Raw genomic sequence first — 21,675 nt, forward strand, 5'->3', positions numbered from 1 at the left:
CACCATCACCCTTTCCCCGGCGAACTGCCCCGTACGTATTTCGCATCGAACAAGAACAAACGCATCAGCAAAAACAAAGAAGGAATGAGGATGCAGAGCCCGGCGACAAAAGCGGTGATCAAGGCAACGGCCATCGTCTCGTTCGTGAAGCTTTCATGGATGCTGACCTGTTTGTAGAGAATGTAAGGCAGGTGACTGCGGCCATATCCGTACCAGGCAAAAGCGAACTGAAACATAACCAGCACGAACGACCAGCCCAGACGACGTTTTTTCCATACCAGGACAACAGCCCCCAGAAAGCAAGCCAACGAGGCGATAAACATCCACGCTACCTCCAGCATATGAGCGAAATGCTCCGGATTTTGCCGGTTGATCTGAAAAAAGGCAAGCACACAGGCGAGAATCGTCGGGCCGCTCCATAGCAGCGCGTAGCCGCGCAGCACTTCGAAGGCTCGGCGGTCCCCCGCTTTATCGGCATAAAACGTAAGAAACATCGCCGAAATGTACAGTACGGACACGAGCGCCAGCAGGATGACCGACCAGGTATACGGATTGCCGAAAAAAGCTCCCCAATCCAAGATCACCTTGCCGTCGGCTTCGCCGATGATCCCCCCCTCCGAAATCGCCAGGATCGTCGAAAGTGCGGCTGGAATCAACAGCCCCGTTGCCCCGTAGATCCCCATGTACGTTTTGTTGTTTGCCTTGCTGCTGCCGTAGGTGTTGTACGCGTAATAGGCCCCCCGCAAAGCGAGCAGCACGGTGACCAGACTGCCGGGAACCAGCAACGCAGTGCCGTAATAATAAGCGGAATCCGGGAAGAAACCGACCAATCCGACGACAAAAAAGATCAGAAATACGTTGGTCACTTCCCATACCGGGGATAGGTAACGCTGAATGATGTCGTGAACTTTGTTCTCATGCCCCGTAATCACACTGTAAAAGCTGAAAAACCCGGCCCCGAAATCAACCGAAGCCACGATCAAATAGCCGAACAGGAACGTCCACAGCACGGTGATGCCGACCAGTTCGTAGCTCATTGTCCGCCGCCTCCCTCAAGCCCGGCTTGCCGCAGCTCCGTCAGCACGTCCTTGTTTCGGAACATGCGGGACAATACAAGGACGCAGGATAGGCATAGCACCAAATACAACACGGCAAATAGCAGCAGCATCGGGCCGACGCTTTCCGAAGTGGTGGCGGCTTCGCCCACCTTCATATAGCCGCGGATGATCCACGGCTGGCGGCCGAACTCGGCAAACATCCAGCCCAGTTCGATCGCCGTCATCGCCAGCGGACCCAGTGCCAGGATGCCGATCAGAAGCCATACCGGGACCCCCTTTTTGCCGCCGGGCAAATAACGCCGAATCAGATACAGGAACGGAATCAGGACGAGCAGCGCCCCGATCGTAACCTTAAGATCGAACATATAATGGATCAGCAAAGGCGGGCGCACGTCCTCCGGGAATTCCTCCAGCCCGATCACCCGGGTATTGGGCGAGTTCCCGGCCAGGATGCTGAGCGCATAGGGGATTTCCAGCGCGTATCTAACGTTCCCCGCCTCATCCAACACGCCGCCGAAGATCAGCGGAGCCCGCTCCATCGTTTCGAAATGCCATTCGGCGGCGGCCAGCTTCTCCGGCTGATATTTGGCCAGAAACTTCCCGGAGAAGTCGCCAATCACCGCCGTGGCCAAAGCAAACACGAAGGAGGCCACGACCGTCAGCTTCAGCGCCTTTTTGAAATAAACATGATCCCGGCCGCGCAGCAGGCTGAAAGCGGCGATTCCGGCCAGGAGACCGGCGCTGACCGTATACGAAGAAACCAGCACATGGGCCACCTTGGTCGGCGTCGCCGGATTAAACATGGCCACGAGCGGCTGGAAATCGGCGATGACGCCGTTCTTGAGGGTAAACCCCTGCGGCGTGTTCATGAAGGCGTTCAGCGTCGTGATGAAAAACGCCGACGCGGAGGAGCCGATGGCCACCGGAATCAGCAGCAGCAGGTGAAGCAGCTTGTTGGTGAACCGGTCCCAGGTATAAAGGTAAATGCCCAGAAAGATCGCCTCCACGAAAAAAGCGAAGGTCTCCATAAACAGCGGCAGCGCAATCGCCTGCCCGGCCACCCGCATAAAAGTCGGCCATAGCAAACTCAGTTGCAATCCGATCGACGTGCCGGTCACGACCCCGATCGCCACGGAAATGACGAAGCCGCGAGCCCAGCGGCGGGCCAGCAGGGTATAGTGCGGATCGGCGGCGCGAATGCCCCGCCATTCCGCGAGCGCGATCATCAGCGGCACGCCGACGCCGATCGACGCAAATACGATATGTACGAACAAAGTCAGCCCGGTAAGCATCCGGCTTAACGTGACCGGATCGAGATTTGCCATGACGAAGCTCCTTCAGGAGAAGTATTGGAGGAAACGGTTAACGCTTTTGATGAAGGCATACAGCATGATCACGGCCACTACGAGACATACGATCGCCAGGGTTCGCTCTTGTTTCTGAAACATGCTATGGCCTCCTTGTCCATTTAGTGTGTCGCGGTTGTTCCTTTTTATTCCTTCTGGCGCTTGGGCTAAACGGCGCATTGAGGTACAATAAATAGAAGATAATAAAAAATTTAAGTATTGCCGGAATCGCCGATTGATTTCGCCACCTTATGGAAGGAGTCGTGATAGTTATGAAGATCGTCTTTATCGAGCCGACCCCCAGCCCGAATTCCATGAAACTGCATTTGGATGAAAGCCTGGAGCCGGGGATCCGGAAAACATATACGCTGGACAACGAACGCTCCGCCCCGGCCTGGATCCGCGGGCTGCTGCAAATTCCCGGGGTAAAAAGCGTGTTCCATACCGCCGATTTCGTAGCCTTGGACCGTAAGGGGAACGCCGATTGGGCGGCCATTCTGACCGAAGTGCAGAAGCAGTTCGGGCAAGAAGGGGTCGAATCGGCCTGGAACCCGGAAAGCGGGGAAGCAGCGGGGTACGGGGAAGCGCAGGTATTCGTCCAGTTTTTCCGCGGCATCCCGATGCAAATCCGGGTGAAGGCGGGGAACCGCGAGGAGCGGATTTCGCTGTCCGAGCGGTTCGTGAACGCCGTAACGGAGGTGGCGAGCGCCACGCTGATCAAGGAGCGCAAGCTCACCGATTACGGCGTTCGCTACGGCGAGCTGCCCGAGATCGCCCGCGAGATCGAGCAGGAGCTGGAGGCGGCGTACCCGCCGGAGCGGCTGAAAGGGATCGTCGCGCAGGCCATCGCCCACGGCCGCAGCGAGACGGAATTCGTCGAGCAGCGGCGTGAGCTCGGCCTGGACGAAATTCGCGAGCGGATGGAAGACGCGGATTGGCGCGTGCGCTACGCCGCGCTGGAGGCGCTGCAGCAGCCGGACGCGGAGGCGCTGCCGCTGCTGGCGGAGGCGCTGCGCGACCCGCAAATGCAGCTCCGCCGACTCGCCGTCGTCTACCTCGGCGACCTGCGGACGCCGGAGGCAATGGAGCTGCTGTACGTGGCGCTGCGCGATGCCTCCGCCGCCGTGCGCCGCACCGCCGGCGACACGCTGTCCGACATCGGCGATCCCGCAGCCACGGGGCCGATGATCGCGGCGCTGTCGGACAGCAGCAAGCTGGTCCGCTGGCGCGCGGCCCGCTTCCTGTACGAGGTCGGCACTGACGATGCCTTGGAGGCGCTGCGCGCCGCGGTGGACGACCCCGAGTTTGAGGTGGGTCTGCAGGCGCGCATGGCCGTGGAGCGGATCGAATCCGGCGAGCAAGCCGCCGGAACCGTCTGGCAGCAAATGGCGGGCCGGGACCGCGGGAGTAACAAATAACCGGCTGGCTTGCCGGATTGGATCTAACCACTTGTCATTAATTTGACATTGCTTGGCTTTCCCTCATGCGCTATACTTTGAAAATGTAAAATTTCATATAAAACCTCATCGTTTGGTGGGGTAGAGGTCGCGATTGTGAAGAGTACACCGGAGGAGGCGTTGGAAGCCGCCCGCGATGCCGGTGGAAAGGCATCGTCGCCGAAGCTTTGGTGCCCGCTTCTGTCGGCATCCGGGCTGGGTCTGTTACCGAAAGGGACAGAACTGTCACGATATTCCCGTCACCCGGGGGATGTCGTGTTGAGCTATCTTCATGGAATGGTGCGGATAAACGGTATAAATATGGCCGCGGAGTCCTTTCCGCGGCCTTTTTTCTGTGGAGTTTGCGGCCTGCCTGGCGCATCGGCGGCAGGTTCCGGGGAAAACTACGGGATCAGAAGGAGTGTTTTCACCCATGAGTAAACCAAATCACACGGCGGACGATCGGCTGAAACCGGGGCTCAAAGCCCGCCACATGACAATGATCGCCCTGGGCGGCTCGATCGGGACCGGCTTGTTCCTGGCGAGCGGCGGCGCGATTGCGGCGGCCGGCCCCGGCGGAGCACTGCTCGCTTATGCCGCCGTCGGCATCATGGTCTATTTCCTGATGACCAGCTTGGGCGAGCTCGCGACCTATATGCCGGATTCCGGCTCGTTCGAAACGTACGCTTCCCGCTTCGTCGATCCATCCCTGGGTTTCGCCATGGGCTGGAACTTCTGGTATAACTGGGCGATTACCATCGCGGCCGAACTGTCCGCAGCAACGCTGATTATCAAGTACTGGTTCCCCGACAGCTCGTCGCTGCTCTGGAGCGTGTTGTTCCTGGCCTTGATCGTCCTGCTGAACATCCTGTCGGTGAAAGGCTACGGAGAATCGGAATACTGGTTTGCCATGATCAAAATCGCTGTCGTTATCGTGTTCCTGATCGTGGGGGTGCTTATGATCTTCGGAATCATGGGCGGCGAAGCGGTCGGCTTCTCCAACTTTACGGTAGGCGATGCGCCGTTCCACGGCGGATTCTTCACGATCCTCGGCGTATTTATGGCCGCCGGCTTCTCGTTCCAGGGAACGGAAATGGTCGGCGTGGCAGCCGGGGAAAGCCATAACCCGAGGGAACATGTGCCTCGCGCCATTCGGCAAGTGTTCTGGCGCATCCTTGTCTTTTACATTTTGGCGATTCTCGTGATCGGCCTGCTGATTCCCTACACTAATCCGAACCTGCTGCAAGGCGGGATCGAACACATCGGCGTCAGCCCGTTTACGCTCGTGTTCGAAAAAGCCGGTCTGGCCTTCGCCGCTTCGGTCATGAACGCCGTCATCCTGTCGTCCGTGCTGTCGGCCGGCAACTCCGGGATGTACGCTTCCTCGCGGGTGTTGTATTCCCTGGCCCTGCGCGGGAAAGCCCCGAAGTTCCTGGCAAGACTGAACTCCCGCGGCATTCCGATGAATGCGCTCTTGATGACGACGCTCGTCGGCATGGTCGCCTTCTTCGCCTCGTTGTTCGGCGACGGAGTCGTCTACAACTGGCTGCTGAACGCCTCCGGCATGTGCGGCTTTATTACTTGGCTCGGCATCGCTATCAGCCATTACCGTTTCCGCCGCGCTTATGTGGCTCAAGGCCGTGACTTGAACGATCTGCCTTACAAAGTCCGCTGGTTTCCGTTTGGTCCGCTCTTCGCCTTTGCGCTTTGCTTTGTCGTCATCCTGGGGCAGAACGTGGCCGCCTTTACCGGCGAGACCATCGACTGGTACGGCGTCGCCGTATCCTACATCAGTATCCCGCTGTTCCTCATCGTCTGGCTTGGCTATAAATGGATCAAGAAAACCAAGGTCATCCCGCTTCTGGAATGCGATTTTGAGGTTCATCCGGCGAACGGCAAGAAATAATCTCATTTTATTCCCAATGGATTTCGACCCGCAAATCCTCCGTGCCGTCCAACGGCTGCATCAAATAACGGATATTGCGGAGGCCCAGGTCGTACAGCCCGGCCAGGTCCTCCAGCAGTTGCCGATCCGAACCGGCATAGCGCACGGTAACCGTGCCTTTACCGGTTTTCTGGCCGTCCTTCACCCGGTCCGCCAACCCTTTGGCGTTGGAAACCGCCGCGCCGGCGTCATACAAGTCGTATCCCAGCTCCGTTTTCAGGGCCAGATACGCCTCCTTCTTCGCCCCGCCCGCCTCGATCAACGCCTGGAGCGTCGTTCGATAGGACACGGAGGCCGGAGGGTAATCCTCCGCAATCCAGGTATGATCTTTGCGCATCTGTTCATCCGTGCGCAAATAATACCCGTAGTTCACCCGCTGAGATACATCGGGAACCGGATCGTTCCAGGTGGCGTCCAGATGATACCAGCGGTTGTCGAGGCGCACGAGATTCCAAGCATGCAGCTGGTCTCCGGCCGTTCCTTCAACCAAACGGCTCTCGATACCCGCTTCCTTCAACAGCTCATAAGTCAGCAAGGCATAACCTTGGCATACCGCTTCGCCGGTTTTCAGCCCCTCGTAGGCCGTATATTTTTGCAGATCGGTATCGTATTTCAAGCCCAGTACGACGTAATCGTGAATCGCTTTGATTTTCTGATGGGCATTCATGCCCGGCTCGATCAGCTGCTTCAGAATTTCCTTGACCCTTTGGCGAACGTACGCGGTTTGTTCGGCCGTTTCGCGGTAATGGACCTGCAGCGTGATTTTGGCCGAACCGGTGGTGCCCCGCCAGGAATAGACGTAACGATCCACGATATATTTCGTATACGGATCAGCGTCAAGCGCATCGTTAACCGCCTGCTTCAACTGCTTCTCCAAATTTTTGGTCGACCCTTTATATTTCAGGGTAATCGTCGTTTTCCGCGCCTCCATCCCTTCCGCCAACTTGGTCTGCAGTTGTTTGGCGGTCGTGACCGTTGCCGGCTCCGTAGCCGCATGAACCGGGACGGCAACCCAGCCCAGCGGTTCGGATCCTAGCAGTAAACCACCGATTATCCCGGTCAAGAGCCAACCCTTTGAAAGTTCCCCGATTTTCTTTCCCATCTGGCCCCCCTCACCTTCCGGTCAAGCTGCATAAATCATACTTCTGTCAATCTTTCAAGCCCATTGTAACACAGGCATTCCGTAAAAGGCTGCTAGGTTTTGTCGAACAAACCCCAGCTTGTCCAAAACCTTGAAATCGGCGCTACGTTCGTAGAAAAGACGCGAAAACGACGTTTAATTTTCACATTCGTCTTCTACAAAAGGGAGTTCTACTTGAGTATAATAAAAATATCGCAATTGTGATTTTAATCATAGCATTATTGATATCGATTATTCTGATGGAACGGAGAACGAACCGATGACGATTGTAAACAGTTCGGATATCTCGATTGAAATGTTTCTGGCTGTCATGTTTTTTTTGCTGATTATCGCCCCTTTGGTCAGTCTTGGGGTGCTAAGGTTGTTCCAGGGACGGCGAAAAGCGGGGTTGTTTTTGATCGGTATCGGCGTTGCAGGTTACCTTATCTTCCAACTCGTCGCCGGGCTTATCAGTTAATATCTCTACTCAATCCTTAATTAATATACGTAAAGAAAAAGCTTGCGCGGATGAACTCTTCCGGCTGGAGCAGATGGAAATTCAGGGCATACCAGGGCGTGTCGATCCCGGCATGATTGCGATAGCTGCGGGCTTCAATCTCCGGCCGCAGCAGTGACTGATCGTAGGAAATCTCCACTCCGCTCCCGCCTTCCCCGACGATTCGCACGGTTCCTTCCCCCACTATCGGCTCGATCAGGGTCACGAACCGCTCCGTCACGCTTCCGGGAGCGGAAGCAAACGCAAACTCGTCTTCAAGCTTGAGTCGCGGCCGACTGCCGCCTTTTGACCAGACGAAATGCCGTTTGAAGGAGCTCAGCTTGCCGCCAGCATAAGCCGCAGCCAATTCCAGGCTGATCCGGTCCTCCTCCTCACCCGTTTCAACTGCCAGCACCTTCGCCGCCGCCGCACGGCCTTCGCTCTGAAGCACGCCATCGATCACCGGCACGGAATGGCCCTGCGAGCCGTTACAATCGAAGCTGTACCGCTCCGTCCCAAAATATTCTCGCGTATATTCGCCGCTGCCGAGATCGGCCAAATCATAACCACCCGTCCAACGGGTGGTTTGCTCTTGGGGTATAACCCCCTGTTGCCAAACTGCGCCTAAAGACGCTAGCCTGACAATAAAATTGTTCAGGCTCAGTGTATTTTGTCACCTTCACTTACCAGTTAAACTGGTTTACTTCTTCTTGCCACCGTTACTGCTGAACGGATCTTCATATTCTTTTACACTCAGCTTATCCATCGCCTGGTCGTGTACTTCTTGTTCACGAATATACTTTGCTACGGTAGCTTCATTCAGTCCCACTGTACTCACATAATATCCCTCCGCCCAAAATTTTCGGTTCCCGTATTTATACTTTAATTGGGCATGTTTCTCAAAGATCATGAGGGAACTTTTTCCCTTCAGATATCCCATGAAAGATGACACGGATATCTTTGGTGGAATGGCTACCAACATGTGTACATGATCCGGCATCATATGACCTTCTAGAATCTCCACGCCTTTATACTTACATAGACGTTTGAAAATTTCGATCAAGTCTTTCCTCACTTGATTATAGATTTCTTTCCGTCTATACTTCGGGGTGAACACAATATGGTATTTGCACATCCACTTTGTGTGAGCAAGACTGTAGTTCTTGTTTGCCATCTAAGACCATTCCTTTCATTGAGCCTGAACATCTCAATTTTATCGGGATGGTCTTGTTGGTCAAACCCTCGTTCCCTCCACCCGCATAGCGGGTGGTTTTTTGTTTCGCACGCTTCGCGTACTCAACTGGCTAAAGCCTAAATAAAACTCGCCGTCCCGGGCCAGCAGAAATTGCCCTAAATCGTTATGGTTATGCGGCTCGTCGTTATGCCCTCCCTTAGCGGCAAAACCAAAAACCGTCTCTCCCTGTTGCACGCGCGAGATCATCCACTGGGCATCCGGCAAATAGAAGCTGCCCGCGTCCCAATCGGCGGAGACCGCCGCGCTGCGCCAGATAAAATTGCGGAAAGCCGGCGCCCAGCGGCTGCAGTGATCCTCGCGGAAATCGGCGCGCAAATAAGCCGGGGGTGCCGCTACCTCGCCCGGATATAACTCCGCCAGGTAGCAGGATAGGCCGATTTGCACGTTAGAACGGGGCAGGGTATCCGAGAAGTTGGCGACGGCGTCTTTGCCGAGAAAACTCTTCTGCTGGAAAGCCGCAATCCGCTTCACCTTAGGCTCGCGGAACCAGTCCAGGGCACCGCCGCTCATCCGCTTCAACAGATCGGCATAATAGGTGAAGTAGCCGAAGCCGTAATTCCAGTAGCCCAATCCTTCCAGGCATCCACCATCATCGCCCAGCCCATTCAAATAGTAAAGCATCGTATTCTGCACTTTGGACAGCAGTGCGGCGAGCCGTGCTTTATCCTCAATCTGGAGAAGCGCCGCCGCGCCAATGGATCCGGAGCATACGGCCGCCCAGTTGTTATTGATCGTTTCCCAGAAGAAGGATTCGCCACCCAGATAAGGGCGGAACAGCCGCTCCTCCACCCGGTCCGCAATCAGCACGCGCAGAAACTTCGGCAACCGGTCGCCCAGCAGCACGTTCAATTCGGCCAGAGCAAAGCCCGTCTCCGAGGAGAACAGGTCGATGGCTCCTTCCAGGGAATAAGTGCCGTTCACATGGGCCGGCAGGCACCAGGTCTGTTCACCGCAAATCGCCCATACGATTTCGCACAGGGCGGATTCGTATTCCTTCGATTCCGGCTCCAGCAACGTCAGCAAAGCAAAGGTGTTAAGCCGACGCCGCCGTTCAAAATAAACGCGTTCATATTCCAGCCTTGTCCCCTGCGTTCTGAACAGGGAAAATAGCGAATAGCTCAACTCCGGAATAGGCAGCGTCAGCAGACGCTCTCCCTCTGAGCGGATTTCCTCCAGATCGCTGCGGAAGGCGGTGCTCTCCTTCACGTATTGCCAGAACGCCTCCGCGTTCCCGTCGGCATAATACAGTTCCAGTCCGGCTTTGGGCATTTTTTGTGTAATTTCGGCCAAATTTGTTGATTCCACCTTCACTTGCTTTCCTCTCCTTGGTCGGCTGCAGCGATATGCCAGCCGGTTGATTTGTTGTATGCCCGCCAGCTTGCGGCCCAAGAGATTTATGCGCCCGTTTCCGTCCCCTGTTCCGCTTCCGTCCATAATTTAAGCCGAAGACTCAAGGATGGACCGGGCGACCGGATCACTGCCAGACGGTATTCCCCGTTCCGGTTTCCGCAGTGTTCTTCCTCTATCTCGAAGAAGCAGCCGGTTGCGCCAACTGTATAGCGGAAGGGGCCCAACGCGACATTTACGGCATGCCGCTCCGCCGTTATCGCGCTCCATTCCTGTCCATTACCGCAGAACAGGGGCACCCGGTAAAGAATAGGCCCCGAATCCTGCCCGGCAAGCTCGGAAACAATCTCCAACCCCTCATCCGACAAAGCGTATCTTTCCGTTACTCGCCCGTCTTCCGGCAGACCCTGACCGCGATAGGCGATTCGGAACTCCACGCGGCCGCTGTCTTGCCGGATGACATGAAGTTCATGCTCCAGCCCGCCGCTCAAATCGGCCAGATATACCGCTGTCCCGTCCTGCCGCTCCCAGCCCGGACCAATCGCAGCGTTCAGGGACCGGAGCCCTCCGGGCAACCGGTATTCAGGCGCGGCGCACAGCGGGCTGGACAATGCCAGTTCCGCGGGAACACCCTGACGGTGATATCTTCCCAGTCCCGTGGAGTCGTAACGGTGATCGGCGGCAGTATCCAATTGCACTGATTGGCCTCCGGCAGAGGCAAACACTTTGTGGAAGTGCTCCGAGGTCGCCAGCACATATCCCCCGCTTTCGGCAGGACAAGGCTCTTCGGCAATATCATCCTCCGCGAACAAATAGGCCATATAAGCGAAGCTGCCTAGCGTAATCATATACTTGTCATAATACGCGTAGGATTCCGTCCCGTAGCCGGAACGGATGCCGTAGTGATTTTTGACATGACGTGGCGGCGCAATATCACGGACCCAGCGCTGGATAGCCTGCACCGACAATCTTGCGCTTCGTTTGAAAGCGCCGGCCAACTTGAGGTTCCCCTGCTGTCGGTACCGCGCGGCTTCAAATTCCGCGCAGGCCGCCGCCAGTGCTTCGTTGAAATGGAACTGGCTGCTGCGTCCTCCATAAGGAAAATGACCGGCGGCAGACTGCATGAACAAGGTCATCATTCCGCCGTCTGCTAGCTTTCGGTTCAGTTCTTCCTGAAACGCTCCCCGATACCCGGCCGCCAACATCAGTTGGATGTGGCAGCGGGTCGCCAGATCGTACAACAGCGGACAGCCCGGGTCCATATACATCCCGTTTCCGTCGAATTTACGTAACTGCACCGGCCAATGCTCGGCCAAATAACCGGTGGCGCTTGTCATTCCTTCCGTTTCCCGCAAATATTCGCCGGTCATGTTGTAAATGTTGATATTGTGCAGCCGTTCAGGTTCGGAAACGGAAGCCAGCGAATAAACATAATTGACCGCAGGATCAATGCGGGTTAATTCATTTTTCCATTCTGCGGATTGTTCTGCGGAAACATGCGACTTCATCGCCTTATAGGCCAGCAGCAGTTCCTTGGTACTGAAATCAGCCATCTGATTGCCCGTCGTTCGCGGCAATTCCCGGCAGCCCGTCTCCATCATGCTCTCCCATAGAGGAAAAAGTTCACGCTTACGTCCGCCCGCCATCAACCCGGCCAGAACGGAGACAACGCGGCAGTAGGTCTGGAGATCCTGCGGACGCCCCTGCCGGTCCGTTCCCCAGGTCTTGTCTGCTTGCTCCAGCCCGTATTCCTGAATCGACCATTCCATCAGATCAAGATAGACGTCTTTGCAAAAACCGGTCGGCTCAAAAGCCGCATTCCGCTCCAGCGCGTCGATATATGCAAACAGATCGGCGCCGGAAAGCGGCTGCAAATCTCTTAATGGACTCATGTCCTTTGACTCAACTCCCTAGTCGGCCACGCAGCCGAAGCCTTCAGCCCTTCAGCGAACCGATCATCACCCCTTTGACAAAATATTTCTGAATGAACGGGTACACGCACAAAATCGGAACCGTCGCCACGACAATCAGGGAATACTTCAGCACGGCCGCCGCCTGGGCTTTGGCCACCTGCAATTCAGGGTCCATAATCATGCTGACATCCACCTGGTTCATGATCAGAATTTCCCGCAAAATAATTTGCAGCGGGTACAGCGAGCGGTCATTCAGATACATCAAAGCATTGAAATAGGCGTTCCAGTGGCCCACCGCCGCGAACAGCGTGATGACCGCGATGACCGCTTTGGACAGCGGCACCACGAAGGAGAAGAAAAAGCGTACATCGCTGCAGCCGTCGATGCTGGTCGCTTCGATCAGCTCTCCCGGAATGGAAGACTGGATAAAGGTTCGTGCGATAATCATGTTGTACACGGAAAGCGCGCCCGGAAGCACCATCGCCCAAATGGTGTTGATCAGATGGAGGTCTTTCATCAAAATATAGAACGGAATCAGGCCGCCGCTGAAAAACATCGTGAACGTGAACAGAAACATAAAGAAGCCTCTACCCTTCAGCCCCGGTCTGGAAAGCGCGTAGGCGCAGGTCATAACGACACTGACATTCACCAGCGTTCCCAGAATGGTATACAGAAACGTGTTGCCGTAAGCTCTGACGATATCTTTGTTTTTGAATACAGCTTCATAACCTTCCAGACTGAAATCGACAGGCCAAAGCAGAACCTGACCGGACGATACGGCATTGCCGGAAGAGAAGGAAGCCGAAAGCACGTAAATAAGCGGATAAGACACAGCGATTAGAATAAAAGTCAAAATAAAGCCGGAAATGATGTAATACACTTTATCCGAAGTCGGATGCGTTGAAAATTTCTTTTTTTTCGCTTTGGTTGCATTCATTTGCACGTGGGTCTGGCCCATTGTCGGTCTCCCTCCTTACCACAGGCTGGTATCGCTGAATTTCTTGGCGGCGTAGTTCACCATAATCAACAGCACAAAGTTGATGAGTGAATTAAACAGGCCAATCGCAGTCGCAAACGAGAAATCGCCCGTGCCGATCGTCAACCCTACCTTATATACATAAGTGGAGATGACTTCGCTTCTCGAAATATTCAATTCATTCTGCATGAGGAACACTTTCTCGAATCCAACTTCCATGATATTGCCGACCGCAAGTATCAGCATGATGGTAGCCGTAGGCAAAATGGACGGAAAATCGATATGCCGCACCCGCTGCAGACGCGAAGCGCCGTCGATTTGAGCGGCCTCGTGCAAATGCTCGTCAACGGAAGACAAGGCGGCGATGTAAATGATGCTGCTCCAGCCGATGCCCTGCCAAATGCCGGACCAGACATACAAGTGCTGGAAAGCACCCGGATTGGCGAAGGCGTCCGGCAGTATTTCACCGGTAAAGAACGAATACAGCGCTCCAAAAGCTCCTGTACGCGGATTGAAGAGCTGAACCAGCATGCCGACGATGACAACCGTCGAAATAAAATGCGGCATATAAGAAACGGATTGTACGATTTTTTTAAATTTCAGCCCCGTAAACGAATTAAGCACCAGGGCAAACAGAATCGGCAAAGGAAAGGAAATCAGCAGACTGTACATGGACAGGCTAATGGTGTTCCAAATAAGGGTCGTAAACTGATAGGAATCGAAGAACCGCCTAAAATTGTCCAATCCGATCCATTCACTGCCCCAGATTCCCAGGTTGAAATCGTAGTTTTTAAAGGCAATCTGAACGCCTGCCATCGGGACATAAGCAAAGATGATGATGTACACGGTGGCCGGAATGAGAAACAGGTACAGCTGCCAGCTCGGCAAAACTTCTTTTTTCAGCCAATTAAATACAGATGCTCGCATAGTTGCTCTCCGTTCTGGGCCGGAAACGCCGGCCCGGGAGCCGGGCATACAGCAAACCCGCTTCCCGGGCCAGGTTCGTCCCGAATAATTGATCGGCCCCGCCGTTACTTCGAACGTTCATAGGCGGCTTGAGTAACTTCCAAATATTGCTTAAGCCCCATTTTGTTCAGTTCGGCGATATAATCGTCCCACTGGGACAGCGGACGGTTGCCGGTGATAAAGGCAACGGCGCTTTCGTTGACGTAGTTGTCGATCGCCGTTTTGCTGTTGGCGATTTCTCTCAGCTCATCGGGCAGATAGTTCAGCTTGACGATTACCTCATCCGGGAAGGTTGGCACATATCCTTCCGCATAAGCAGGCTGCCAGTTCGGCAGTGGATTTTCCGCACCTTTCTTCAGATTGGAGGCCGTTTTGCTGATTTCGAGCGGGCGGTAGGCAGGGTTGGCATCGTTCCAGTGCTTATTCTGCGGATTGTTCCAGATTGACGGATTCAGTTCGGCTAAGCCTGCGGCCAGCCCTTCCGATTCTTCAAACGGACCAAGGTATTCCGCCGTGACAGCAGGGTCGTCGCTCCAGTCCACATCCTTCTCGCCGTAACGGCTCACGAGCGACAATTCGGGATTAAGCATGGAATCGCCGACTTTGAAGGCAAGCTCGGGATCCTTCGCATCCTTCGTAATGAACCACAATTGAGTCGGCAGGGAAGGGCTGTACGGCGTCGCCGCCAGGCCGGACGGTCCCTTGACTGGAGGCAGCAGCGTCATTTTGTTCTCCAGTTCTGGACCAAACGTGCTGTAACTGCCGGCCGTCACCACACCGGCCATTCCGCCCGGCACATTAATCAGCGCCTTCATCTGCGTCTCGTCCTGGGTGAAGGACAAGGACGAGAACAGGCCGTCTTTAACGAGCTTGTTCATATACTCCAGTCCTTCCTTCCATTCAGGCTGAGTGAAAGCCGGGTAGACCTGACCGTCCTTCACATTCATGTAGCTCTTGCCCGGATCGGCGTAAATAAAAGCGTTCATTAAATAAACACGCGGGTTCTGAGACCAGCCGTTCAGTGAGCCGACAACGCCGATTTCGTCCTTCTTGCTGTTTCCGTTCGGATCCTGCTCTACAAACGCTTTCAAAACATTGTACAGATCGTCCGTCGTTTCCGGTATTTCCAGATTCAGCTTCTCCAGCCATTCGCTGTTGATCCAAGCCCGGTTGGAACCTTCGTTCCATTCGTACGGCGTGTATCTTGGCAACGCATACACTTTGCCGTCCGGCAGCTTCATCGAATTATAGACAAAATCCCTATCCGGAATGTTATGGAAATTGGGAGCCAGGGACGGATCGTTCAAATAATCATCCTGCGAGATGAACACGCCTTTGGCGGCATAATCGTAAACCGTCGATTCATTCAAATAGATATTGACGACATCCGGCAGTTCCGCCCCCGAGGAAACCATTAGCGAAAGCTTGGTTAACGCTTCTTCTGCCTGGCTGGGCAGCTCCAGAAACTCCAGATCGACGTTCATCGCCTCTTCGACCAGCTTCGTATAGTGGTTCGTTTCATAGTCCTCGACATTCGGATTAGCCTGAACGGCAACCGTAATGACGGGGCGTCCTCCCGTTTCCGCCGATTCGCCTCCCGCTCCGCTCTCGTTCGCCTGTTGATTGCCCGGCGAGCAAGCCGAGAGCAGCGCTCCCAGCATGGCAAGAACCAGCAAACCTGCCGTCAGCGCTTTCCTTCCTTGACTTATCTGTTGGGTCAAACGGTATTCCTCCCTTTTGTGATCGTGTGATCCACAATATTTTGTAATCGCTTACAGGTCGATTGTATTCCCCTGCCCCCACCGTGAAAACCGTTACTTCTCTTTTACGCTGTCACTGGGTAAGATCAGGGGCGCTGGCAATTCTCCCCTCATTGTCAGTCGGTAAGATTGCACTGGTTTTCCCGCCAAACGGTCGGCGTTACGCCGTGCTTTTTAGAGAAAGCCCGGTAGAATGTATTTTCGCTGCCAAAGCCGCACAGCTTCCAAACCCGGTTGTTGGAATAATCGGTGGTTAAAAGCAGTTGCTCCGCGTTCAGCAGCCGAATTTCTTCAATATATTTGCCCAGACTTTTGCCGGTCTGCTCCTTGACGAAGGAAAAGACATATTTTTCGGAAATAAGCAGTTCGCTGGCGATACCGCCGGCGGAAAGGCCAGGATCTCCGTAATGCGCCCCGATATAATTTAAAATGTCGGTTTTCAGCCTGTCGTTGTTGCTCTTCTTGTTGCCTATGACGATGTCGCATAAATCGAACGCCGTCCTCCGCAGGCGGTCCGCCAGCCGGATAATATCCTGCGACTGGTCGTAAGCCGGAATGGTCAGCGCTTGTCCGCCCGAACCGCTCTTGTCTCCGCCGATCACCTTGTGGGCGCTGAACACCGTCTGCCGGACGGAGAAAAAGATCTGCAACTGCTCCTGCTCTGTCAGGGAGTAGCCGGCCAGAAGTCCGAGACAATCATCCAATATTTGCGATACCAGGCTTTTCTCGCCAGCGATCAGGGCATCGTACAGCTTCAGCAGCACGGCATTATCGAAAGCCGGACGAGTATCGGAATCGGAAGGAGGTTCAAATAGATACACCCCGCTGGCTACCTCGTTCTCATTGATACCTAGGGCGTATTTCGCTTGCTGATAAGCTGCCTTGGCCTGCTCCGGACCGGACATGATTTCGCTGACGCCGATACTTACCGTCACCGCCAGCGACGTCTCGGCATTCAACGAACGGATGAGCTCCGACAACCGCGTTTTGATATCCGAACGCCCTACCGCATTTTCCTCCGGATCGAAAAACAGCATAAAGACCGTTTCGTTGGCATGAAAATTGAGGGCAAGCGGACGATGGCGCATGACGGCGTTAAACCGTTCCTCCAACTGCAGTCCGATATTTTGCTGCACGGCCTTGAGTCCTGCATGGGGGCCGTTCACCTTGTATATGGCTTTCACCACACAAAACCGCTCGAATGCGGAGCCGAAATAGCTCTCCGCCTCTTCCTTTTCCCGCTCCGTAAAGGCGCCCAGAATTAGCATATGCTTGGCAATGGAATATTTAATGGAATCGTTCAACGCTTCGATCCGCCCATGCTGCTGTTCGTTGAGCGTGTGAATCTCGGTAAAGGCGTTGTCAAGGTACTCGAATTCGTTGCGGAGCGTAAAGCCCTTCTGGGTCGACCTTGCCGCCGTCTCTACCAGCTTCTTCAAAGAGATCGCCTCCCTCATCGAAAAAAGGAATGCCAGCAGCACGGTAAGTGCCATACCCGCCACGACGTAGAGCACTACAAGTTCGAGCAAGGAATTAACGTTTTCCTCGAAGGCTCCCGCCGGGATGCCGACTACGACCTGAAGCCCCAGCAGTTCGCTTGAACGCGTAAGCAAGATATACTTGCCGCCCGAAATCTCAATTTCGGCAAGCGTTCCCGCCGTTTCCAGCGGATCCCCGATTTCGTAATTGTGTGACAGCAAAATACGGCCTTCGCTGTCGACAATGTAGACGAAATGATCATCCGTCTGATCCGCATACAGCAGCTTGTCCACAAGATCCTCACGGTCCATGTCAATGGCCAGGACGCTTTTTTGCTCAAACGCATTGAAATAGGAATTGTTAATGACGGCCGTAATGCCGTCGAACGGCCGTCGGCTGTAATAAGAAGAGAATACCTCCTTGGCCGGAAACAGCTTCATCGTGTAGTTCTCGCCGAACAGCCGATCCTGCCACTCTTCCGCCGAAAGGTTTCCGTACCGGTAGTAACGGGCATACACATCTTCATAGTCGTCCGATGAAATATAGTTGGAGATAAATACCGGATTGTCCTTGAAGCGGATGTACACGTTGGAATACATATCCTGGGTCAGCGCCAGGCTTTTTAATTTGGTCTGCACCACTTTGATGTCCATGTAGTATCCGCTGGACGGAACACCTTCTAGAAAAAACAAATGCTTGAACGATTCCTCCTGGTGCAGCAGATTGGTAATGGTTTGGGCCCGCAGCACCTGCTGCTCCAACGACTCCACACCGTCCAACAGCTTGGATTCGCTTTTATCCAGCGTCAACTGCTTGGCCAACGTATAAGATTTGAAATACAGCGGAATGATCATCAGCATGAGAATGGCCAAAATAAGACCGTATTTCATGAAGCGCTTGCCGAAAATCAACCAGGACGGATGTCTCTTTATAAACTCGGTAACCATGATGCGCCCCCTTGCAATAATTGAAAAAGACCGGCTTCAGGATTGTCGGCGGCATATAAAATACAGCGGATAAACAGCCGGATTTTCAGGTGTAATCGCTTACAATAAAGGTAAAGGAGAACGTTTCAAAGTTAAACCTCCAATTTTTTGTATGCTCTGTCATAGAGTACGATAATCCAGCCGAACGAACGGTTTGTCCTGCCCGAATTCGTTATCGCCTCGCGGATCAGCCTGATAATACCGTTTGAACGGAGGTAAAGAAAAAAAGGGCATTGCGGATGGTTCTCCCACTCGCAATGCCCGTCTCCATCACCGGAAAGCGTCGATCTTCTGCTTAATCGCGTTTTCCATGATGGGGTCTTCCTTTATTGATTACTTTGCGGCGACCGCCTCATGTTCTTGGCTTTCGATGAATTTCTCGCAGTCGATCGCGGCCATACAACCGCTTCCCGCGGCGGTGATCGCTTGACGGTAGCGGGTATCCTGCACGTCGCCGCAAGCGAAGACGCCCGGAACGTTGGTCTCGGAAGTCCCCGGCTTCACCACGATGTAGCCGTTCGCATCGAGCTCGATTTGCCCGCCCAGGAACGAGGTGTTCGGATGATGGCCGATCGCCACGAAGACGCCGCTTGCCGGAATGACTTCCTGCTCGCCGGTCTCGTTGTTGCGCACCTTCAGACCGGTGACCCCATGCTCGCCGGCGATAACTTCCAGCGGCGTACGGTTGAGCGCCATTTCGATCTTCTCGTTGCTGCGTACGCGATCCTGCATGATTTTCGAAGCCCGCAGCTCGTCGCGGCGGTGCACCAGCGTGACCTTTGAGGCGAACCGGGTCAGGAAGCCGGCTTCCTCCAGCGCGGAATCGCCGCCGCCCACCACGACGATCTCTTTGCCGCGGAAGAAGAAACCGTCACAAGTCGCGCAAGTGCTTACGCCGCGCCCGACGTTCGTCTCTTCGCCCGGGATGCCCAGATACTTGGCCGTTGCCCCAGTGGACAGAACCAGCGTCTCCGCTACGAGCTCGCCGAGTCCCTCCACCTGCAGCTTGAACGGGCGCTGGCTCAGGTCGACGCTGTTCACCCAGCCGGTGCGGAATTCGGCACCGAAACGTTCGGCTTGCTTGCGCATATTATCCATCAATTCCGGGCCCATGATCCCTTCCGGGAACCCCGGGAAATTCTCCACTTCCGTCGTCGTCGTCAATTGACCGCCCGGCTGCGGACCCTCGATAATCAGCGGATTCATGTTGGCGCGGGCCAGATAAATCGCGGCGGTCAGTCCCGCCGGGCCGGTGCCGATGATGATCGATTTATACATCTCCTCAAGCCCCTTCAAATGGATTGATCCGAATAATAAAAATCATTATTGCTTGACTCTAATTATGTGAACCCGGCGGCGTCCTGTCAATCATTGTAGCGGCAGGGTTCGGTGAAGTTTGCATGAAGGAATGATGAAGGGTTCCCCTTCCGCCGAAAATGTCCTCAACGAAGCAACCGCAGGCCGTTCAAAATAACCAGCAGCGTGCTGCCCTCATGCCCGACCACGCCCAGCGGCAACGGTATGCCCGCAGCAAAGTTGCTTACGATCAGCATCAGGATGACGGCACCGGCAAACATCAGATTCTGCTTCACGATCCGCCGCGCCCGCCGGGCAAGCGATATCGTCTCCGCGATCCGCTCGATGCTGTCGTTCATCAGCACGAGGTCCGCCACTTCCAGCGCCGCGCCGCTGCCGCCACCGCCCATGGCGATCCCCACGGTGGCCGCTGCCAGCGCCGGTGCGTCGTTTACGCCGTCGCCGACCATCGCAACGCTGCCGTAACGCTCCCGCAGCGCCCTGACGTGCTCGACCTTCTCCTGCGGGAGCAGATCGCCGTACACGAGGTCGACGCCGATCTCCGCGGCCAGCGCCTTCGCGGTCGCGCCGCGGTCGCCCGTCAGCATCGCGACCGCGAGCCCCAGCTCATGCAGCCGGGCGATGGCGGCCTTGGCCTGCGGGCGAACCTCGTCGCGGAGCGCGATTAAGCCGGCATACGCACCGTCCCGCTGAATGGCGGACACGGTGTGCCCTTCGGCGATCCAGGCGCGAAGCTGCTCGGCCAGCGGCTCCGGCAGCAGCGGATCGCCGTCGTCCGCCTTGCCGACCCGCCACGTCGCGCCGAGAACCTCCGCTTCGATGCCCCAGCCGGGCAGCGCCCGCAGCTCCTCCGCACCGCGAAGCAAAATCCCCTCGGCTTCCGCCTTGCGCACGATCGCCTTGGCCAGCGGATGCTCCGACATGCTCTCCGCCGCAGCGCAAGCTGCCAACACCTCCCGCGGGTCGTAACCCTCGGCGGTGAACAACCCGGTCACCGTCGGCGAGCCTTCCGTCAGCGTACCGGTTTTGTCGAAGGCGACGACCCGGATGCCGCCCAGATGGTCCATATGAGCCCCGCCTTTAAACAGCACGCCTTTGCGGGCGCTCTTCGACATCGCCGAGAGCATGGCCGGCATCACCGACGAGACGACGGCGCACGGCGAAGCGACGACGAGGAACACCATCGCCTTATAAAAGGCGAAGGACCAGCTCCAGCCGATCAGCCACGGCGTGATCAGGATCAACGCCAGCGTGGCGGCTACGACCGTTTTGGCGTAAATCCCTTCAAGCCGCTTGATGAACCGCTGCGACTCCGGCACCTCCTGCTGGGCCTGCTCGACGAGGGCGATGATTTTCGCGAACAAGGTGCCTTCCGCCGGGCTGGACACCTCGACGTAAATCGCTCCTTCCCCGTTTAACGTCCCGGCATATACACCGTCCCCCGGCCGTTTGTCGACCGGAATCGATTCACCGGTGATCGCCGCTTGATTCACCGCGGAAGCTCCGGTCCGGATCGTTCCGTCCGCCGGAATCACCTCGCCCGGTTTGACCAGCAGCAGGTCGCCGACCGCCAGCGCCTCCACCGGCACCTCCTCCATCCCGTCTCCGCCGACGCGCAGGGCGGTTGCCGGCTTCATCGCGATCAGTGCGGAGATATCCTTCCGGCTCCGGTCGCCGGCGAACGATTCCAAAGCGCCGCTTAATGCGAAGATAAAGATTAACATCGCGCCTTCGTTCCAATAACCGATCGAGGCGGCCCCAAGCGCCGCGGCGATCATCAACAGATTAACGTCCAGATCCCGCTCCTTCACTAAGGTAATCAATCCCTCCCGGGCCTTCACGTAACCCCCGACCGTATAGGCGGCAATGTATAAAGCCACCGAGCCCCACGGCATCCACGCTTGTATGCCCCAAGCCGCAAGCATGAGCAATCCGCTGCCCAGCGCCAGCAGCATTTCCCGATGACGCAGCATTCGCAGCAAATCGAAGCGGCGGCGCTTGCCGGGATTGGGTTGGTTTGCGGTTTTTTGCGCTGCCGGCAGGGTTCTTCTATGGATGGCTTCCATAATGATGATCTCCTCCTTAAAAATCGTAATACTCGCACCGTGAACTCGTTCAAGCGTCCGGCTTGAGAATGAATATTATTGTTAACCCCCCAAAAATGGCGCAAGCTGCCCCGGGATCTTCCCGGAGCAGCTTACAAATGAGAACGATAATCATTTTTGTATTAGGACAATAATTTTGGTTTAGTGAAACTTTATCTTCATTTTAAGCT

The 21,675-nt window shown here is 55.4% G+C and carries 17 protein-coding genes and 1 riboswitch; of the genes, 3 read left to right on the top strand and 14 right to left on the bottom strand.

Annotation, left to right across the window (positions count from 1 at the left end):
- Window positions 1-5: 5 nt before the first annotated feature.
- Together ACZF99_RS22445 and ACZF99_RS22450 are read right to left on the bottom strand one after the other, a co-directional pair.
- Window positions 6-1,037 carry a cytochrome d ubiquinol oxidase subunit II gene (locus ACZF99_RS22445; protein WP_483607165.1) on the bottom strand — a complete coding sequence of 344 codons (1,032 nt, stop codon included), beginning with the start codon at window positions 1,035-1,037 and terminating at the stop codon, window positions 6-8.
- Window positions 1,034-2,383, bottom strand: a complete 1,350-nt coding sequence (locus ACZF99_RS22450) for a cytochrome ubiquinol oxidase subunit I (RefSeq protein ID WP_483607166.1) — start codon at window positions 2,381-2,383, stop codon at window positions 1,034-1,036. The genes ACZF99_RS22445 and ACZF99_RS22450 overlap by 4 nt, the downstream gene beginning before the upstream one ends.
- A 293-nt stretch (window positions 2,384-2,676) precedes the next feature.
- On the opposite strand from ACZF99_RS22450, the gene ACZF99_RS22455 reads away from it, so the two are divergent.
- Together ACZF99_RS22455 and ACZF99_RS22460 are read left to right on the top strand one after the other, a co-directional pair.
- A complete protein-coding gene (locus ACZF99_RS22455) occupies window positions 2,677-3,822 on the top strand; it encodes a virulence factor (RefSeq protein ID WP_483607167.1) in 1,146 nt (381 codons plus the stop codon).
- Between the two features lie 113 nt (window positions 3,823-3,935).
- Window positions 3,936-4,135: riboswitch (Lysine riboswitch) on the top strand.
- 138 nt (window positions 4,136-4,273) lie between these two features.
- Window positions 4,274-5,746 (top strand): amino acid permease, encoded by a 1,473-nt coding sequence (locus ACZF99_RS22460; protein ID WP_483607168.1) that lies wholly within the window; start codon window positions 4,274-4,276, stop codon window positions 5,744-5,746.
- A 7-nt stretch (window positions 5,747-5,753) separates the two neighbouring features.
- On the opposite strand, the gene ACZF99_RS22465 is transcribed toward ACZF99_RS22460, so the two are convergent.
- On the bottom strand, window positions 5,754-6,887 hold the full coding sequence (locus tag ACZF99_RS22465; protein ID WP_483607169.1) for a transglutaminase domain-containing protein: 1,134 nt from the start codon (window positions 6,885-6,887) through the stop codon (window positions 5,754-5,756).
- 298 nt (window positions 6,888-7,185) lie between these two features.
- Here ACZF99_RS22465 and ACZF99_RS22470 point away from each other — a divergent pair, with 298 nt between their 5' ends.
- Window positions 7,186-7,383, top strand: a complete 198-nt coding sequence (locus ACZF99_RS22470) for a hypothetical protein (RefSeq protein ID WP_483607170.1) — start codon at window positions 7,186-7,188, stop codon at window positions 7,381-7,383.
- A gap of 16 nt (window positions 7,384-7,399) precedes the next feature.
- On the opposite strand, the gene ACZF99_RS22475 is transcribed toward ACZF99_RS22470, so the two are convergent.
- The 11 genes from ACZF99_RS22475 to ACZF99_RS22525 all read right to left on the bottom strand — a co-directional run bounded on the left by ACZF99_RS22475 (window position 7,400) and on the right by ACZF99_RS22525 (window position 21,466).
- On the bottom strand, window positions 7,400-7,960 hold the full coding sequence (locus tag ACZF99_RS22475) for a hypothetical protein (protein WP_483607171.1): 561 nt from the start codon (window positions 7,958-7,960) through the stop codon (window positions 7,400-7,402).
- 141 nt (window positions 7,961-8,101) lie between these two features.
- Entirely contained in the window at window positions 8,102-8,575 is a 474-nt protein-coding gene (gene tnpA / locus ACZF99_RS22480; RefSeq protein WP_240268557.1) for an IS200/IS605 family transposase, read from the bottom strand.
- Between the two features lie 60 nt (window positions 8,576-8,635).
- Window positions 8,636-9,967 carry a hypothetical protein gene (locus tag ACZF99_RS22485; protein WP_483607172.1) on the bottom strand — a complete coding sequence of 444 codons (1,332 nt, stop codon included), beginning with the start codon at window positions 9,965-9,967 and terminating at the stop codon, window positions 8,636-8,638.
- A gap of 83 nt (window positions 9,968-10,050) precedes the next feature.
- A complete protein-coding gene (locus tag ACZF99_RS22490; RefSeq protein ID WP_483607173.1) occupies window positions 10,051-11,895 on the bottom strand; it encodes a hypothetical protein in 1,845 nt (614 codons plus the stop codon).
- 43 nt (window positions 11,896-11,938) lie between these two features.
- A complete protein-coding gene (locus ACZF99_RS22495) occupies window positions 11,939-12,874 on the bottom strand; it encodes a carbohydrate ABC transporter permease (RefSeq protein ID WP_483607174.1) in 936 nt (311 codons plus the stop codon).
- A gap of 15 nt (window positions 12,875-12,889) precedes the next feature.
- Window positions 12,890-13,819: an ABC transporter permease gene (locus ACZF99_RS22500; RefSeq protein ID WP_483607175.1), complete on the bottom strand. Its 930-nt coding sequence runs from the start codon at window positions 13,817-13,819 to the stop codon at window positions 12,890-12,892.
- On the bottom strand, window positions 13,800-13,940 hold the full coding sequence (locus ACZF99_RS22505) for a hypothetical protein (protein WP_483607176.1): 141 nt from the start codon (window positions 13,938-13,940) through the stop codon (window positions 13,800-13,802). The genes ACZF99_RS22500 and ACZF99_RS22505 overlap by 20 nt, the downstream gene beginning before the upstream one ends.
- Entirely contained in the window at window positions 13,924-15,579 is a 1,656-nt protein-coding gene (locus tag ACZF99_RS22510) for an extracellular solute-binding protein (protein WP_483607177.1), read from the bottom strand. The genes ACZF99_RS22505 and ACZF99_RS22510 overlap by 17 nt, the downstream gene beginning before the upstream one ends.
- Before the next feature lie 155 nt (window positions 15,580-15,734).
- A complete protein-coding gene (locus tag ACZF99_RS22515; RefSeq protein WP_483607178.1) occupies window positions 15,735-18,044 on the bottom strand; it encodes a helix-turn-helix domain-containing protein in 2,310 nt (769 codons plus the stop codon).
- A 372-nt stretch (window positions 18,045-18,416) separates the two neighbouring features.
- Entirely contained in the window at window positions 18,417-19,361 is a 945-nt protein-coding gene (trxB, locus tag ACZF99_RS22520; protein WP_483607179.1) for a thioredoxin-disulfide reductase, read from the bottom strand.
- Window positions 19,362-19,525: 164 nt separating this feature from the next.
- The gene (locus ACZF99_RS22525) at window positions 19,526-21,466 is read right to left on the bottom strand and encodes a heavy metal translocating P-type ATPase (protein ID WP_483607180.1); all 1,941 of its coding nucleotides are present in this window, start codon (window positions 21,464-21,466) and stop codon (window positions 19,526-19,528) included.
- Between the last annotated feature and the right edge of the window lie 209 nt (window positions 21,467-21,675).

The sequence above is a fragment of the Paenibacillus sp. JL3B1040 genome (genome assembly GCF_057063165.1).